At 57.0% G+C, this 15,060-nt stretch carries 11 protein-coding genes; 3 read left to right on the top strand and 8 right to left on the bottom strand.

Annotation, left to right across the window (positions count from 1 at the left end):
* Positions 1-94: 94 nt before the first annotated feature.
* Positions 95-3,337 carry an efflux RND transporter permease subunit gene (locus RISK_RS26365; RefSeq protein WP_047817315.1) on the top strand — a complete coding sequence of 1,081 codons (3,243 nt, stop codon included), beginning with the start codon at positions 95-97 and terminating at the stop codon, positions 3,335-3,337.
* A gap of 191 nt (positions 3,338-3,528) precedes the next feature.
* Here the strand turns inward: RISK_RS26365 and RISK_RS26360 are convergent, their stop codons facing one another.
* The 6 genes from RISK_RS26360 to RISK_RS26340 form a co-directional block, all read right to left on the bottom strand.
* On the bottom strand, positions 3,529-3,816 hold the full coding sequence (locus RISK_RS26360) for a hypothetical protein (protein WP_236696735.1): 288 nt from the start codon (positions 3,814-3,816) through the stop codon (positions 3,529-3,531).
* Complete coding sequence (locus tag RISK_RS26355; RefSeq protein ID WP_236696734.1) at positions 3,809-4,201, bottom strand: hypothetical protein; 393 nt, start codon at positions 4,199-4,201, stop codon at positions 3,809-3,811. Before RISK_RS26355 ends, RISK_RS26360 begins: the two co-directional genes overlap by 8 nt.
* A 245-nt stretch (positions 4,202-4,446) precedes the next feature.
* Entirely contained in the window at positions 4,447-4,695 is a 249-nt protein-coding gene (locus RISK_RS26350) for a hypothetical protein (RefSeq protein WP_047817313.1), read from the bottom strand.
* A gap of 229 nt (positions 4,696-4,924) precedes the next feature.
* Positions 4,925-5,296, bottom strand: coding sequence for a GxxExxY protein (locus RISK_RS26345; protein WP_047817312.1), 372 nt, complete (start codon positions 5,294-5,296; stop codon positions 4,925-4,927).
* 130 nt (positions 5,297-5,426) lie between these two features.
* Positions 5,427-5,567, bottom strand: coding sequence for a hypothetical protein (locus tag RISK_RS32380; RefSeq protein WP_160311509.1), 141 nt, complete (start codon positions 5,565-5,567; stop codon positions 5,427-5,429).
* 51 nt (positions 5,568-5,618) lie between these two features.
* Positions 5,619-7,385, bottom strand: coding sequence for a TolC family protein (locus tag RISK_RS26340; protein WP_047817311.1), 1,767 nt, complete (start codon positions 7,383-7,385; stop codon positions 5,619-5,621).
* A gap of 284 nt (positions 7,386-7,669) precedes the next feature.
* Here RISK_RS26340 and RISK_RS26335 point away from each other — a divergent pair, with 284 nt between their 5' ends.
* On the top strand, positions 7,670-9,010 hold the full coding sequence (locus RISK_RS26335) for an efflux RND transporter periplasmic adaptor subunit (protein WP_236696733.1): 1,341 nt from the start codon (positions 7,670-7,672) through the stop codon (positions 9,008-9,010).
* The gene (locus tag RISK_RS26330; RefSeq protein WP_047817310.1) at positions 9,010-12,156 is read left to right on the top strand and encodes an efflux RND transporter permease subunit; all 3,147 of its coding nucleotides are present in this window, start codon (positions 9,010-9,012) and stop codon (positions 12,154-12,156) included. The genes RISK_RS26335 and RISK_RS26330 overlap by 1 nt, the downstream gene beginning before the upstream one ends.
* A 198-nt stretch (positions 12,157-12,354) precedes the next feature.
* Here the strand turns inward: RISK_RS26330 and RISK_RS26325 are convergent, their stop codons facing one another.
* The gene (locus tag RISK_RS26325; protein WP_047817309.1) at positions 12,355-13,041 is read right to left on the bottom strand and encodes a hypothetical protein; all 687 of its coding nucleotides are present in this window, start codon (positions 13,039-13,041) and stop codon (positions 12,355-12,357) included.
* 99 nt (positions 13,042-13,140) lie between these two features.
* A complete protein-coding gene (locus RISK_RS26320; protein WP_047817308.1) occupies positions 13,141-14,859 on the bottom strand; it encodes an OprO/OprP family phosphate-selective porin in 1,719 nt (572 codons plus the stop codon).
* Positions 14,860-15,060 lie beyond the last annotated feature (201 nt).

Genomic DNA, 15,060 nt, shown 5'->3' with positions numbered 1-15,060 from the left:
TCGTCTTGACGACCACCGCTGCCGCTCACAAGCACCTTTCGCTGTGCAGCCAACCGACACTCTTCCGCCATTCCTTCCATTCAAAGAACCTTCGATGAAACGTGTCCTCGCTTGGGCCATCGAAAACGCGCCCGGCATGAATGTCATCATGCTGGCGTTGATGATTGTGGGTGCTTCCGCATTCGTCGGCATGCGTCGGGAAGTGTTCCCCGAATTCGAACTCGAAGTCGTGATGATTTCGGTGCCATACCCCGGTGCCACCCCACAAGATGCCGAAGAAGCGATCTGTCAAAAGATTGAAGAAGCCATTCGGTCCATCGACGGGATCAAGAAGGTCACCTCCATCGCCATGGAAGGCCGCGGCTATGTCTTGGCGGAACTGCAAAGCGATATTCAAGACGTCCAAAAGGTGATGTCGGAGATCGATCGCGAAGTCAACCGCATCCCAAGTTTCCCTGATCTCGCCGAAGATCCGGAGATCGAACAGATCACGTTCCGCGACACGGCCATCCGCCTAGGAATCATCGGACCTGATGACCGATCCCGGCGTGGGGAACTGAAACTCCGCGAAGTCGCCGAGTCCGTGCGAGACGAATTGTTGATGCTGCCCAGCGTCACGGTCGCCGAATTGATGGGAACACGCAACTATCAAATCGACGTGGAAATCCCCGAGGCAACTCTGCGTTCCTATGGCCTGACGCTGGATCAAGTCGCCTCCGAGATCCGGCAACACAACGTGGAGTTGCCGGGCGGTCAACTCAAATCATCCGGTCAAGAAATCCTGCTGCGTGCCAAGAACAAAGGCCGCGTCGGCCCCGAGATTGAACGCATCCCGCTGATCACTCGCCAAGACGGCGTCGTCCTGACGGTGGGCGATTTGGGCAGCGTTCGCGATGAATTCGAAGACGTCACGGCGGTGGCGGAGATCAACGGCGAACCCGCGATGGTCATCAATGTTCAACGCACCAAATCAGAGGACCTGCTGAACCTCGTCGACAACGTGCGGGGCTACGTCGCCCGCACCGAACCTCCCCCTGGGTATCGATTCGTCCTATGGGGCGACACCTCGACCGACGTCCGTGACCGGATGGCATTGCTGCTTCGCAACGGTGTCCAAGGTCTGGGACTGGTGTTCTTGGTCCTGGCCCTGTTCTTGGAGGTCCGCTTGGCATTCTGGGTGGCTCTCGGAATTCCAATCTCCATCATGGGTGCCGGTGCCGCTCTCTCCTGGGGCGACCAAACACTCAACATGCTCTCCTTGTTTTCGTTCTTGATCGCTCTTGGGATCGTGGTCGATGACGCGATCGTGATCGGCGAAAACATCTACGCCCACCGGCAGATGGGCAAATCGCTGCACGACGCGGCGGTCGACGGGGCCACCGAAGTGTTGCCCAGCGTGGCGGCCTCGATCACCACGACCGTCATCGCCTTCGCCCCCATGTTCTTCGTGTCTGGGGTGATGGGCAAATTCATGGCGGTGATCCCGTTCGCCGTGATTGCGATGCTGCTGGTCTCGCTCTGGGAAAGCACGTTTGTGTTGCCATGTCACTTGGCCCACAGCCATTCAGGCTTCTTCCGAGTCGCGACGATCGTGACCTACCCGCTGCGTCCATTCATGCTGCTGTTGTTCTGGTTCAATTCGAAAGCCAGCACCGCGATGGAATGGTTCGCTGAAAAAGTTTATGTGCCCACGCTCCACTTCTGCTTGCTCAATCCAGTCCTCCCCATCGCCGTCGCCATCGCGTTGTTTGTCGGCACCATCGGCATGATTCGCGGGGGCGTCGTGACGACCGTGTTGTTCCCCAAATCGGACAACAACTACCTGCAAGCCTCCGTCGTCTTCCCCAACGGCACTCCTGCCACCGCAACCGAAGTTGCCACCCAGCGAATGGAACGAGCCCTTCAAAAGGTCAGCCAAGAGATCGCGTTGGAACGCGCCGCCAAAACGAAGGAGCCGCTCGAATCACTGTACCCGCTCCCAGAAGGTGACTATGTCGGCCCGGTCCGTTTCGCCTACCGCGAAGTCGGCTCGATCAGCAACACCGCCGGCCCGATGGGCGGGCAAGGATCCAGCGGCAGCAACGCCGGCCAGATCTTTGCCGAACTCCACGGCACCGAAATCCGTGACATTCACAGCGACCAACTGATCGCTCGTTGGCGACGTGAAGTGGGCGAAATCGCCGGCGTCGAACGAATCACCTACGGCAGCATCGGCACCGGCCCCGCCGGAACCCCCATTGAATTCAAACTGCTCGCCTCCAGTGAACACGTGGACGAGTTGCTGGCCGCAACCGAAGTCATGAAGCAAAAGGTCGGCACCTTCGCTGGTGTTTTCGACATCAGCGATGACAACACGCCCGGCAAGTGGGAATTCCAATTTCGCGTCAAAGACAGCGCCCTGGCAACCGGTGTCACGCCGACGGATCTCGGACAAACTGTTCGCAACACCTACTTCGGCGCCGAAGTCATGCGTCTGCAACGCGGTCGTCACGAAGTGAAGTTGATGGTCCGCTACCCACCGGAAGAACGCACGTCGCTCGTCAACTTCCGAGAGATTCGCGTCGGAGGTGCCGATGGCATGCAACGTCCCATCAGCGAGTTGGCTGAGATCAATTTGCAACGAGGATTTTCTGAGATCAACCGCGTCGATCAACAACGCAGCATCACCATCTCGGCGGACCTCGATGAGACCACCGCCAACGCCGATTTGATCATCGCCAGCCTGCAAGAACAGATGGATGATTTCAAAGCCCAATTCCCGAACGTTTCCCTTCGTTGGGAAGGTCAACAAGAACAAAGCCGGGAATCGGTGGGCAGCCTGATGGTCGGCTTCGCCATCGCGATTCTGTGCATGTTTGTCTTGCTGGTCCTTCAGTTCCGGTCGTACATGCAGCCGCTGTTGATCTTGGCGATCATTCCCTTTGGCATGATCGGTGCCGTCTGGGGACATGCACTTCTCGACCTGCCGCTGACGCTCTTCAGCATGTTTGGGCTGGTTGCTTTGGCGGGTGTCGTCGTCAATGACTCGATCGTTTTGATCGACTTCATCAACTCACGCGTCCGAGCGGGTGACGACCCCATCCAAGCCTTGCTGGAGTCGGGCCGTCGACGTTTCCGACCGATCATGCTGACCAGCATGACCACGATTGCGGGCTTGGTGCCATTGCTGACCGAGCGATCTTTCCAAGCTCAATTGCTGATCCCAATGGCCAGCAGTCTTGCCTTTGGATTGATGCTCGCCACCGCCTTGGTGCTGCTGCTGATCCCCGTCTTGTACATGCTTTATCTCCTCACCCTCCAATCGCTGAACATCCCGTTCGTCGAAGTCGAGGAATAGACGCTACTGGTCTGTCATAGCTAAAAGTTAGGGTTGATCGTAGTGGACGAGGCCACGAGTCCTTGGATTTGACGCCAGTTCAGGACTCGTGGCCTCGTCCACTACCCTAAAAACAAGTCCTGACAGACCACTACCCAATCTGGGTGATCCGGAAGCCTGTTGGAAAGCTTGCTTCAACAGGCTTCCTTCCGCTACCAGAATCGCCAAAGATTCTCCTTGAGCCACTCAGTGAAGCCGTCACCGCGGAAGTAGCCCAAGGCCATGCCCAAAACTCCACCGGCAACGCCGCCAGCAAAAAATGCAACGACGGCCCATCCGGTGAACGCCAGCGAGACCGAGAATCCCAGCCCCGCACCGCCAACCGATCCCAGCAGTCCCCCTGCAATCAGGTTGACGACTGGGTCTTCGGTTCTCGCTGAGTTCCGCTTGGCGTTCAAATCGGAATCATCCCGATTCTGGTATGAGTCGGGTTCAATCATCCTGCGGTCCTGTCACCGTTGGTTTTCTGCTGCGACGCAACTGCGACGATCCCACAATCGTCAGCACGGATCCAATCAGCGAACACGCAATGTAGGACATGAACGAAACGTTCCATGCTGACCACGGTGAGTCGGATTCTCGACCCAGAGCCAGCAAGTCGCTGCTAATAGAGTCCAACTGGCTTCCTAGCTGATGGATTTCTTGGGCTGTCATCGTGTTTGACTCCGCTTGCGCAACGAAGGCCTCCAAGGCGTCCATCCGATCTCGGACACGCTCTCTCGCATTCCCTAATTGCTGGCGTTGCCAAGCATGCATCAAGAGAAGAAGCAGTCCAAGCACAAACACAGCGATTCCAAACCATTGCAGTCGGTTTCCATTCTTCATCCGCATCAATCGCTTTCGAAGAGAAGCCTCAACCTCTGACAAAACGGTGTCCTCGAGACAATCAGGATGAGGAGGGCGTCCCAAATGTTTCGGCTCATCCGACGGAAGGGTGCGTCCGAGGTTTTCAAGGCATGCACCGATGTCCGAATGTTCAACGATGGACGGCGTCCGTGTTGAAAACAACCCACCGGCATGGCGAGCATGCCGGTGGGCCGCGAAGCACCTTCGGCGCATCGGAGACCAAGCTATTCCTTGGCAAGTTGCTCCTCAGCAGAGCTTGCTTCCGCTTCACTTGGCAACTCAATTCGAACGCCTCGAAATGGTCTGTTCAAACTTCGGGCATCGGAGAAATCCCTCCAAAAACCTGAAGTCAGGGTACCGCGCACGCTTCCGTCGGATGAGCCAATATAAACGTGTTCCTCGAGCTGCGTGATTCTTCCTCGCCAATTCTGAGCCTCGATCACCACCTCGAAACTCGCATCGGACTGGTTCATGCAAATCAGCCGAACCGAAATCTTCGTGCTCTCTGTGCCCTTCGTGGTGAAGAATATTCGCCGGCAAATGCACCACGAAGGACTCGAAGGGCACGAAGGTTCAGTGTGAACGTGAACATGTTGCCAACCGTCCGCGAACGTTATCCTTCGCGTTCGCTGCGTCTCTTCGTGGTGACACGAAGATCTGCATTCGACTCATCCCCCTACTCACGAGCCGGCGACATCAGATTCAAAGCACAAAACGACGAAGCCCGTCCTTGAGCCGTGTCACATTGAAGTTGATCAAAAGCCCCGTCCGGATTCCCGCCAACTTCATGTAAGTCAGCAATTGTGCCTCGTGAATTCCCTTCAATTTCTCGACACTCTTCAGTTCGAGAATGATGGAGCCCTCCACCAACAAATCGATCCGATAGCCACAATCCAACGCCACGTCTTTGTAGCGAACAGGCTGCGGGTGCTGGAGCTGAAACTGAATGGAGCTCTTACGGAGCTCATGGGCAAGGCATTGCTCATAGGCAGACTCCAGCAACCCAGGCCCCAATTCGCGATGCACTTCAATCGCGCACCCAATCACTCGGTGAGACAGTTCATCGAATTCCATCTTTCTCCCCCCTCAACGCACCGCCTCCCCACGCTTGAAACCACCCGACGTGGATGGATCGACGATTGATTCATCGTAGCAAATCTCAAAACCACGAAGGACGCGAAGAGCACGAAGTGGTGGCTCGGGTCTAATCCGTGATCACGATTTCACTTGCATCTTCAGGCTGGAGCAACTTCAGTTTCTGGGCCAGTTTGCCCGGGAAATACGGCGATTCATTGACGTCACCAAAAATCTTCTTGAGCTCATCGCTTTTCGACCGCAGATGCACGTGAAAGTGCTCTTTATCATCAACGGCGGCCGAACCACCCCATCCAACGGTTCAGTGAGTCACCAAGGTCTGGTCGTCACCTACGGGCCAACCCAATGCCCACTGCAAACGGAATTGGGCTTGGTTGTGAGCGGTGACTGCTTGCAGGTAAGCACGGCGTGCAGATTCCAATGCCTGGACCGCTTGCAGCACTTCAATCGGCAAACCCTCGCCATCTTGGATTCGTTCCGAATTGGATTGATAGGATCGTTCGGCGGTGGCGATCGCCTGCTGCGTCAAATCCATTTGCTGGCGACGGAATTCGACCTGACTTGCCGATTCGGAGATTTCCGCAGCGACCTGGTCCATCACACGAAGCTTCTCATACCTGGCTTGCTGAACCCGCGCGGACGTCCGATTGCGAGCCGCTCGTTCACCGAGTCCAAAGTTTCGAATTTCCCAAGTCACCACGGCGTCAAAGTCATAGCGACCGTCCACGTCACTCAGGTCGTTGCCCAAGCCTCCTCCAAAACCGCCAGTGCTGTACCCCAGCAAAACACTTGGAACAAACGGAGCGTACTGTTCGCGTTTGTAGGCTTCACAGGCGGCGGCGACCAACGACTGCGACTCTTTCAGTTCCGGCCGCGAAGCCAAACCGGTGCTGATCAGCGAGGCTTTGTCAGTTCCGGCGGCCATCAACTCCAATGGCACCACGGTGACATCCATGGGTAGAAGCGTCTCGCCCGAGTGCATGCTGATGGCTTGGGCAAGGCGTGCGGACGCAACCGCGACGCGTTCCTGCCCGCCCACCAATCGGCTGTCGATCAATCGGAGTTCCGTTTGCATGCGATCCGCATCCGCTTGCATCCCTTGCCCCGCTTCGGCGAAATCAGATGTGATTCGTGCAAGTTGCCTCACCCGTTCCCGAGACTCTTCCAACACGCGAGCGTCCTGGTACGCCTCCAGCAATTCTGTGTAAGCGGTCGCAGCCCGCAACAGTTGCTGATTCAAAACACCCGCGGCGGCGTGCCCACGTGCCCAGGCCGTTTTCTCTGCGACCTTGGGCTGGAAGATTGCATCCGCCATGTGAAATTGAGCCACCAGCCCTGGTCGCGTGTTGGTGGTTCCCGCACCGGTGGCACCCGCTCCCAACCCGTACTGAAACGAATTCCGGTTGACGTCCACGATGTCACCGTTGCTGGATTGGTAATTGCCATCGTGGCGATGAAAGCTGAACCCGGCTTGAATGGAGGGCAACCACAGTACCTTGGCCTGATCGAGCGCTGCATACGCTTCACGGGTTCGCCACTGTGCCAAGCCGACCGCGGGGTGCTGGGAGTCGATCATCGCGAGCGCCGTTGGAAGGTTCATCTGAACGGTTTGCGGCGAGACCATCGCCACACCGGATGTTTGTCCCATCGAATCAAGGACCACCGGTTCTGGAGTCAGCCCCACCAAACCGCTTTCGGGCACCTCCAACAGAGGTGCACTTTCATAGGCGGCCAACGAATGATCGCTGCTGCGGGCGACGGATTCTTCCACGAGAGGTTGCAACCGGTATCGTTTGCCGTCGATCGTCAGAACCGAGTCGGTCGTCGAAGCTTGATCGGCGGCGGGCTCACCGAAATCACGATGGGCCACCGGGCGAATCTCCGATTTGGCAAGCGTGGTTTCTTCCGTGGCCGCTTCAACACCGGAAACCACCGTGGCGGAACTCCCGGTGATTGCCGCTGGCAGAGGGGAACTCTGCACCGATTCCTGGTTCATGTGCCCCACACACCCGATCGCTGGAACGGTGCTCGAAAGGGCGATCAGCGTGTATAGGAACGAACGGGACATCCATGTTCTCCTGGTTCATCTGTTCGGAAGACAGCGTTCGTTCGCCTTGCTCAGCTCGTCCGGAACGCATCAGTTTCTACTTATGCACTTCGGCAGATGATGATCCAGATGGTAACGATTGAATGCCTTGGAATAGTCAGATCCTGTCCGCTGCGCATCGAAAACGCTCATTGCGCGAACTAGACTGCATCGACCGCTTGGCGAACCGCGCCCGGTCAGATCGATTCTTCCGATTCCCCCAAATATTCCAGCGGAGCCAAGGACGCCAGTCCTCGATTCACACAATGCCTCTCGCAATCCCGCCTCGACTCTCTCCTCCACTCGCGACAGTTGCGGTGCTGTGCTTTCTGACCGGTTGTTCCGACGCGAATCGCGTGGCCAAGAAAACTCAGCCGCAGCCGGCCACCCCGGTCAAAACGGTGGCCGTCACGCCCACCGAGGTCACACGGACCAGCGTTCAGCCCGCGACGGTTCACGCCTACTACCGAGCCGAACTCCGCTCGCAAGCGTCGGGCTATGTCGAATCGTTCACTGCGGACATCGGCGAATACGTCGAAGCAGGCACCGTCCTGGCCACCATTTCGGTTCCAGAGAAGCACCAACAACGGCGGGTGATCGAAGCCAGGATTGGTCGCTTGGAAGCCCAGGAAAAACAAGCTGCCGCAGGAGTCCGATTGGCAGAGGCGTCCAAACGCTCCGCACAAGCCAAGCTGGCTCAAGCCAAGTCGGAAGGCGCCGCCGTGGAAGCTTCCCTGGCCGCAGCCAACGCGGAATTCAATCGAACGGAAGACCTGGTCAATCGAGGCTCCTTGCAAAACCGGATGCTGGACGAGGCCCGGATGAAACGCGACAGCGAGTCGGCTCGCAAACAGGCGGTGGAGTCAGCCGTTGCCTCAGCACAAGCGGACGTCGAAGTCGCGTCCGCCAGGGTCGAGTCAGCACAAGCGGATCTCGAGACGGCACAAGCGGAAACCGAAGTCACGCGGCGAGAACGGGATGAACTGGATGTCTGGATCGACTACGCCGAGATCAAGGCTCCGTTCTCGGGCATCGTCACGGAACGAAATATCGAACCAGGTGACTTGGTCCGCGCCGCCAGCGAAGTCGGACTTGGCAAGCCCCTGTTTGTTCTCTGTCAGATCGACCGAGTCCGCGTGCAAATCCCCGTCCCCGAAAAGGATGCTCCCCTGGTGGATCCAGGCGACGAAGTCCGTCTCACGTTTCCATCCTTCGCATCCGAACCTCCCCTGACCGCGCAGGTCACCCGGCGCAGCGGAAGTCTCGATGCCCAATCACGAACCATGATGGTGGAAGTCGAAATCGACAACACGGATGGCAAGCTGATCCCCGGGATGTTCGGACAAGCCTCGATCGAACTGACCACGCAGACCGCCGCCAACCTGCTGCCCGCCCAAGCGATTCGCTTCGACGAATCTGGCAACGCCTTTGTGTACGTGGTCGCCAGCGACGACACGATTTCGATCCAAGAAATCTCGACCGGAGTGGACGACGGCAACTTCATCGAGGTCCTCTCCGGTGTCGAGCCAGGCCAATCGGTCGTGGACGCTCACCTGAGCCGCTTCATCGACGGGCAAAAAGTCGCCGTCGTGGGGGCCACTCACTGATGTCGTTGATCCAATTTTCCCTTCGCAATCGATTTGCGGTTCTGGCTGCATCCATTGCCTTGTGTGTGCTCGGTGCAACCGTCATCCCGGGCATCACGATTGATATCCTCCCGGATTTCAAAAAGCCGGTTGTTGTCAGCTACTTCTCCTACCCTGGTCTGCCGACCTTGGACATGGAGAAATCGGTCACCTCACGTGTCGAACGTGCGCTAACGCTGGCGGGCAAGATCGAGCACCAAGAATCGAGAACGGTTCCTGGCGCCGCGGTGATCAAAGTCTTCTTCCAACCCGGTGCTGACCCAAGTTCGGCGATGAACGACATCGTCAACTTGGAAGCCAGCGATATGTTCCACCTGCCGCCGGGCATTGAGTGGCCGTTCACGCTGCGGAGCGAACCGTCCAACCTGCCTGTGGTGCTGGCAGCGATCTCCGGCGAGGGACTCAGTGAATCCGAGCTCTACTCGATCGGCTACTACGCAGTTCGCAACAAGATGGGCGGACTGAAAGGCGTGCAGATCCCGCACCCGTTTGGTGGCAAGTTCCGCCAGATGATGGTCTATGTCGATCCCGCTAAACTTCAGGCCTACCACATCAGCGCGACCGATGTGGTCGACGCGCTCAAGAAGTCAAACTTGGTGCTCGCAGGTGGCACCGCAACGATGGGCGGAACGGACTACCAAATTCACCCTCGGAATACCCTGCCTGATATCGAAGAAATCGCAGCGATTCCCATTGCCGTTCGCGACGATCGCCCGATCTTCATCCGCGACGTGGCAACCGTCAAAGACGACGCGGCGTTGCAATACAACATCGTTCGAGTCAACGGAAAACGCAGCGTCTACTGCCCACTGCTTCGAGAACCCGGGGAGAACACCATCGCGGTGGTGGACCGCATCTACGACGGGATCGCGGAAGAGATTCCCAAGATGAAAGAGCGTGGTGACATTCCAGAAGCGACCAGCGTGACGCTGGTCTCGGATCAATCCATTTACATCCGCAAAGCGATGTCGAATTTGATGTCGCAGATTGGTCTCGGTTCCGTGCTGGTCGCGCTCGTGGTGCTCATCTTCTTGCGACGCCTGCTTCCCACCGTGATCATCGTTTCGACCATTTTGCTGGCCATTTTGATTGGTGCCTTGGGATTCGCATTCTCCGGCCAAACCATCAACGTGATGACCTTGGGGGGAATCGCACTGGCGATCGGCACGGTGGTCGACGCCGGAATCGTGGTCGTCGAAAACGTGATCCGTCACGGGCGAATGGGCAAATCCCCCATGGAGGCTGCACGCGATGGCACCCAGGAAGTTTCAGGCGCAATCCTCGCAGGAACCATCACGACCCTGGCCGTCTTCTTGCCTGCAATCTTCTTGACGGGAATGATCAAGTATCTGTTCGCTCCGCTCTCGTTGGCCGCCACCCTCACCATTGGCGCCTCCTACATTTTGGCGTTGACCGTTGTCCCCGCTTTTTGTGCGACCTTCGTCCGGGAACGTGTGCAAGCCAAAACGCAAGCGACGCAGCCAGACGATCAGCAGGCGTCTTCAACCAAGCCCTCGGGGCTGTATGGACGCTTGCTTACAACCGCCATGCGATCACCCGCGTTGTCAGCGTTGATCATCATCATTGGGGTAGGCGGCTCGTTCTTTTTGCTGCCTCACATCGGAACAGAGCTGTTCCCGAATGTTGATTCGGGCAGCTTCGAAATCCGCCTGAAAACAGTCCCCGGAACCTCCTTGCAGAAAACCGAGGAATTGGTCGCCAAGATCGAGGAATCCATCCAACAAGTGATCCCTGAGGAATCCATCGACACCATCATCTCGAACATCGGTTTGCCGGTTGGAAAGGGAGCCGGATTCTCCACCGTCTTGAGTTCCAACTCGGGCCCAGACACAGCCTACTTGATCGTGAATCTGAAGCAGGAAAATCAGTCGGTCGACACTCAGACCTACATTGACACCTTGCGAGAAAAGCTGAACAACGAATACCCGCTGGAACAGTTCCTGTTTGTTTCGGGTGGCATCGTCAACATGGCCCTCAACGATGGTGTTCCCACTCCAATCAATGTCCAAATTTCCGCGGGCACACTGCAACAGTGTCGCGACGCAGCCGAACGAATCGTCAGGGAAATCTCTCCGATCGAAGGCACACGAGATGTCCAGATCGCCCAGTCGCTCGACTATCCCCAATTCGATGTGCAAGTCGATCGAACACGGGCAAAGTACTTGGGGGTCGATCAAGAACAAGTCGCGCAAACCGTGCTGACCGCGTTGGGATCCAGCGTGGGCTATTCACCGACCATTTGGATTGACCCGAAGAGCGGTGTCGACTTCTTCATGGGAGTGCAGTACGCGTCCAATCAGTTCCAATCGCTGGATGAGTTGCGGAACATGCCACTTTCGCTCGACACCCCCGACGGCCCCGTCACGATTCCGCTCTCAAACATTGCCACTGTCAATCGAGTCACGATTCCAGGCGAGATTGCCCACTACAACATTTCACGGGTCAACGACATCCATGTCAACGTCGCGGGGCGAGACCTGGGAAGCGTCGCGGCAGACATTGACGCCGTGCTGGCGGACATGGAATTCGAAAACGGGGTCTCCGTCGCTCTTCGCGGGCCGATTGAAAAGATGCGTGGGGAAATGAACATGCTGGGAACCGGGCTCGCAGTGGCAACGCTGCTTGTTTACCTGGTTCTGATGGCCCAATTCCGATCGTTCCTCGATCCGCTGATCATCATGTTGTCCGTCCCGCTGGGGATCGGAGGTGTTTTGATTTCTCTTTATCTGACGGACACGTACCTCAACATCCAGTCCTTGATGGGCACGTTGATGATGATCGGTGTCGTCGTCAACAATTCGATTCTCCTGGTCGAATTCGCGAATCAACGACTTGCCACTGGGGTGACACCTCGAGAGGCCGCCCTGTCCGCGGCTCAAGTTCGCTTGCGCCCCATCCTGATGACCTCGTTGACGCTGGTCGCCTCGATGTTGCCGCTTTCGTTCCAACTGGCACCGGGAAATGAAGCCATGATTCCGCTCGCTCGTGCGTTGCTGGGCGGGATGGTGGTCTCAACGCTTCTGACGTTGATTCTCGTTCCTTGCGTCTATGTGTTGCTCCATCGCAACCGAAGGTCACCGGTCTAACGCATCCAGTCGAAAACGAGTGACATAGCGGAAGGGCGCGAGCCCTCCGGTTTCACACCGGGCGGCTTGCGCCGCACCGCCTAAATCATCACTCGTTGCTCACAGATTCACGCTCCAGCAGCGCACGAAAAAAACCACCGACACGACTAAGTCGTGCCGGTGGTTTGTGTTCCGGACCTTGCTCTTGTCGAGAGCTATTTATCGACTGAGAACTTCGACCGAGGTTTCGATCAGATCGTCTTCGGCTTGCAGCGACGTGGTGTTGGGGTTGGTGATCGTGACCCAACCTTCGGCGTCGGGTTCCGCACGACTGATCGCCGATGCCAACGCGACGGACTCTTGTTGGTCCAGTTGCATCGTTTCACCAGCGTTGTTGGCGAACGCGGCCGGTGGCAATGACGCGGCGGCTTCGATGCTGGCACAGCATCCCATCTCGCAGCCACCAACATCACAACCGGATTCACATCCCGCATCACAGCTTCCGCTGTCGCAGCAACCGGCGCTGCATCCCTTGCCGCATCCGAAGATACCACGGGCACGGTGACGGCAATCGGGGCAGCAAGTGATGGCAGACCAATCGTAAGTGCAGACCGTCTTTTTCTTCTTGTCCGTGACCAGCTTTTTGACGGTGCGAACCTTGCCGCACTTCTTCAACGGGCCACATTCCCATGGGAAACGCAACGGTGGGATGCAAATGGTTTCGCATTCGACGTCGAAGCAAGTGACCTCCACTTCTTCTTTGTCAACTTCCACGTTGCAGCGTCCGGCTTGGCAGAAACAGCAGGCGGGTCCGAAAGCACTGGCGGTGCTCGAGAAGACAACCGAGGCGGTCAACGCGAAAAGTCCCAGGCAGGCGACACGACCGAATTGAATGGATCGGCTCATTTGAAATTCCTTTTTCAGTTCTGTGCGGTTGGTGTGCGGGGCTGGTGTTCAGCCCCGCACGTAGAATGCTTCTGTGATCAACGGTTTGCTTCTGGCAACTCAGAAGTCGACCATAAAACGAGTTCCGAAGATCAGGAAGTTCCCGGCTTCCACCGGTGCGTCAAGCGAATTGTTGCCATTGGCGGCCAATCCACTCTCGCTGATTTCACCCCATACCAAGTTGTTCTGAACCTTCGAGTAAGGTGTCCAGTGCCAGTTCAAACCAGCCGTGTAGAGATTGCCCACGCCGCCGTTGACACCACCATCGGTTAGATCGAGGTGGTCATATCGGAGAGCGACCTGCCATGCTCCCCAGCCATTGCCGCGACATCCGTTGCAGCGATCCACCAAGAAGAAATTCTCGTGGGGTGTCACGCGTGAGAGCGTTCCCGTCGACCGGTTGTAGGGCATGTGCTCGCCGGTCAAGAAGTACGATGCGTAGATGTAACCACCGTGGAAGAACAAATTGTCATCCACCCCCGCAGCCGGATCCTCCACCTGCATTGGAGTCATGATGTATTCCCCGGTGATTTGCAGCGAACCGAGGTTCAGGATGTTTTCAAACCCAATGTTTTGATACCAGTCTGCACCGTCGATGCGACCGGTGTTCAACCAACGTTGCGAGCTTCGTGCAAGGGGCCGAGTGCGGAACCGCCCTTCGTTGCTGTTGGTGTCGTTCGCTCCGGCATCGCCGTCCGGCTTGGCAACCGCACCAGCCAAACCCCAGTGCCAGTACCCACGTCCGCCGCTGGTGTCGTCGTACCAAGGCGATCCCCAAAGACGCGAGTATCCACCGGCTTGGGCCGAGTCACCAATGAAACGTCCATCCGTGTTGATGTTCTCGAGATTGTAAATCCCGTACGCCCAACCGATCGACTCTTCATTGTTGTGACCATACATGGTCAAACCAAACCGACGAGCGTCTTCGTTGAATGCTTCCACTGCCAAGGGGCGTTCGGCGAACACGTTGAAGCGAGAGCTGTTCAGGTGATCCAAACCGAGCGGCCGCTTCTGGTTGCCAAGCAACAACACCTGATTGTTGGGCAAGTTCGACCAGCCAATGTAGGCGTCCTTGATCTCGGGGGTCTGCGGGTTGTTGAAGTCCACCTGCAAGCGATAACGCATGTTCTGAGGAACGTCCCCGGAAAGTTCCAGACGCAGACGCCGGAACCCAGTGATATTCTCGGGACTCTGATTGGGATCGCCGGCGACTCCACCGATCCGACCGCTTTCGATTTGGTTGATTCCCGGATCGGTGTTGGAGAACGACCAGTGATCGATGTGAACTCGCCCGCCAATTTTGAGCGTGGACTTCTTTTTCTTCGCCTTGGCCTCGGCCGCCAACTCGTCCTGATAGTCCGTCCACTCTTCATCGAGTGTATCAAGGGCATCCAAACGCGAAGCAAACGCTTCCAAACGATCTTCAAACGACTCGTCTTCAGCCAGAGCCTTTTGGTTCTGCTCATCCCTTGCCTGGGAACTGAGACCGGAGGGCTCCTGATCCACGTCGGCAGGCAGCGATTGCACTGAACCTTCGATCAAGCTGTCTTGTGGACGCATCGGTGCGGCGCTGTATCGGCTGGACAGCATGCTGTCAAAACCATTCTGCGTTGGCTCTGTTTCAGGTGCAACGAGAACCGAATCGGTTCCGGCTTGGTTCGCAGGTGCCCACCATTCGTCGGCGTTTGCAATTGCTCCACCGCCGGTGATCAAGCAGACCAAAGCCGCAAGGGTTCGTCTGGCAACGCTTCCGCCGCGTCGCAAGGTTGATGATTCCATCGATTCAAGACTCCGTTCGTTTGATCAAAGCACCAAGCAATCCATTGGTTGATGTCGCCTTACAGAGTTTTCATCGATCGTGTCGTGTCGATTGTGCGGCTGATGATCGCCGAGCAAGAGAATCTCGATATTTCTTAACAATCGTATTTGCTGCATTCCGACTAATCGGCACAATCGCCCCTCCGCAGGGTGACAAATTCA

This window comes from Rhodopirellula islandica (genome assembly GCF_001027925.1).
Taxonomy (GTDB): Bacteria; Planctomycetota; Planctomycetia; order Pirellulales; family Pirellulaceae; genus Rhodopirellula; species Rhodopirellula islandica.
Note: the sequence above shows the minus strand (reverse complement) of the source record. Positions and strands in the feature narration are given on the sequence as shown.

Coding starts and splice junctions, on each gene's coding strand:
- RISK_RS26365 (WP_047817315.1), top strand. CDS start 95: ATGAAACGTGTCCTCGCTTGGGCCATCGAAAACGCGCCCGGCATGAAT.
- RISK_RS26360 (WP_236696735.1), bottom strand. CDS start 3,816: ATGATTGAACCCGACTCATACCAGAATCGGGATGATTCCGATTTGAAC.
- RISK_RS26355 (WP_236696734.1), bottom strand. CDS start 4,201: ATGAAGAATGGAAACCGACTGCAATGGTTTGGAATCGCTGTGTTTGTG.
- RISK_RS26350 (WP_047817313.1), bottom strand. CDS start 4,695: ATGAACCAGTCCGATGCGAGTTTCGAGGTGGTGATCGAGGCTCAGAAT.
- RISK_RS26345 (WP_047817312.1), bottom strand. CDS start 5,296: ATGGAATTCGATGAACTGTCTCACCGAGTGATTGGGTGCGCGATTGAA.
- RISK_RS26340 (WP_047817311.1), bottom strand. CDS start 7,385: ATGTCCCGTTCGTTCCTATACACGCTGATCGCCCTTTCGAGCACCGTT.
- RISK_RS26335 (WP_236696733.1), top strand. CDS start 7,670: ATGCCTCTCGCAATCCCGCCTCGACTCTCTCCTCCACTCGCGACAGTT.
- RISK_RS26330 (WP_047817310.1), top strand. CDS start 9,010: ATGTCGTTGATCCAATTTTCCCTTCGCAATCGATTTGCGGTTCTGGCT.
- RISK_RS26325 (WP_047817309.1), bottom strand. CDS start 13,041: ATGAGCCGATCCATTCAATTCGGTCGTGTCGCCTGCCTGGGACTTTTC.
- RISK_RS26320 (WP_047817308.1), bottom strand. CDS start 14,859: ATGGAATCATCAACCTTGCGACGCGGCGGAAGCGTTGCCAGACGAACC.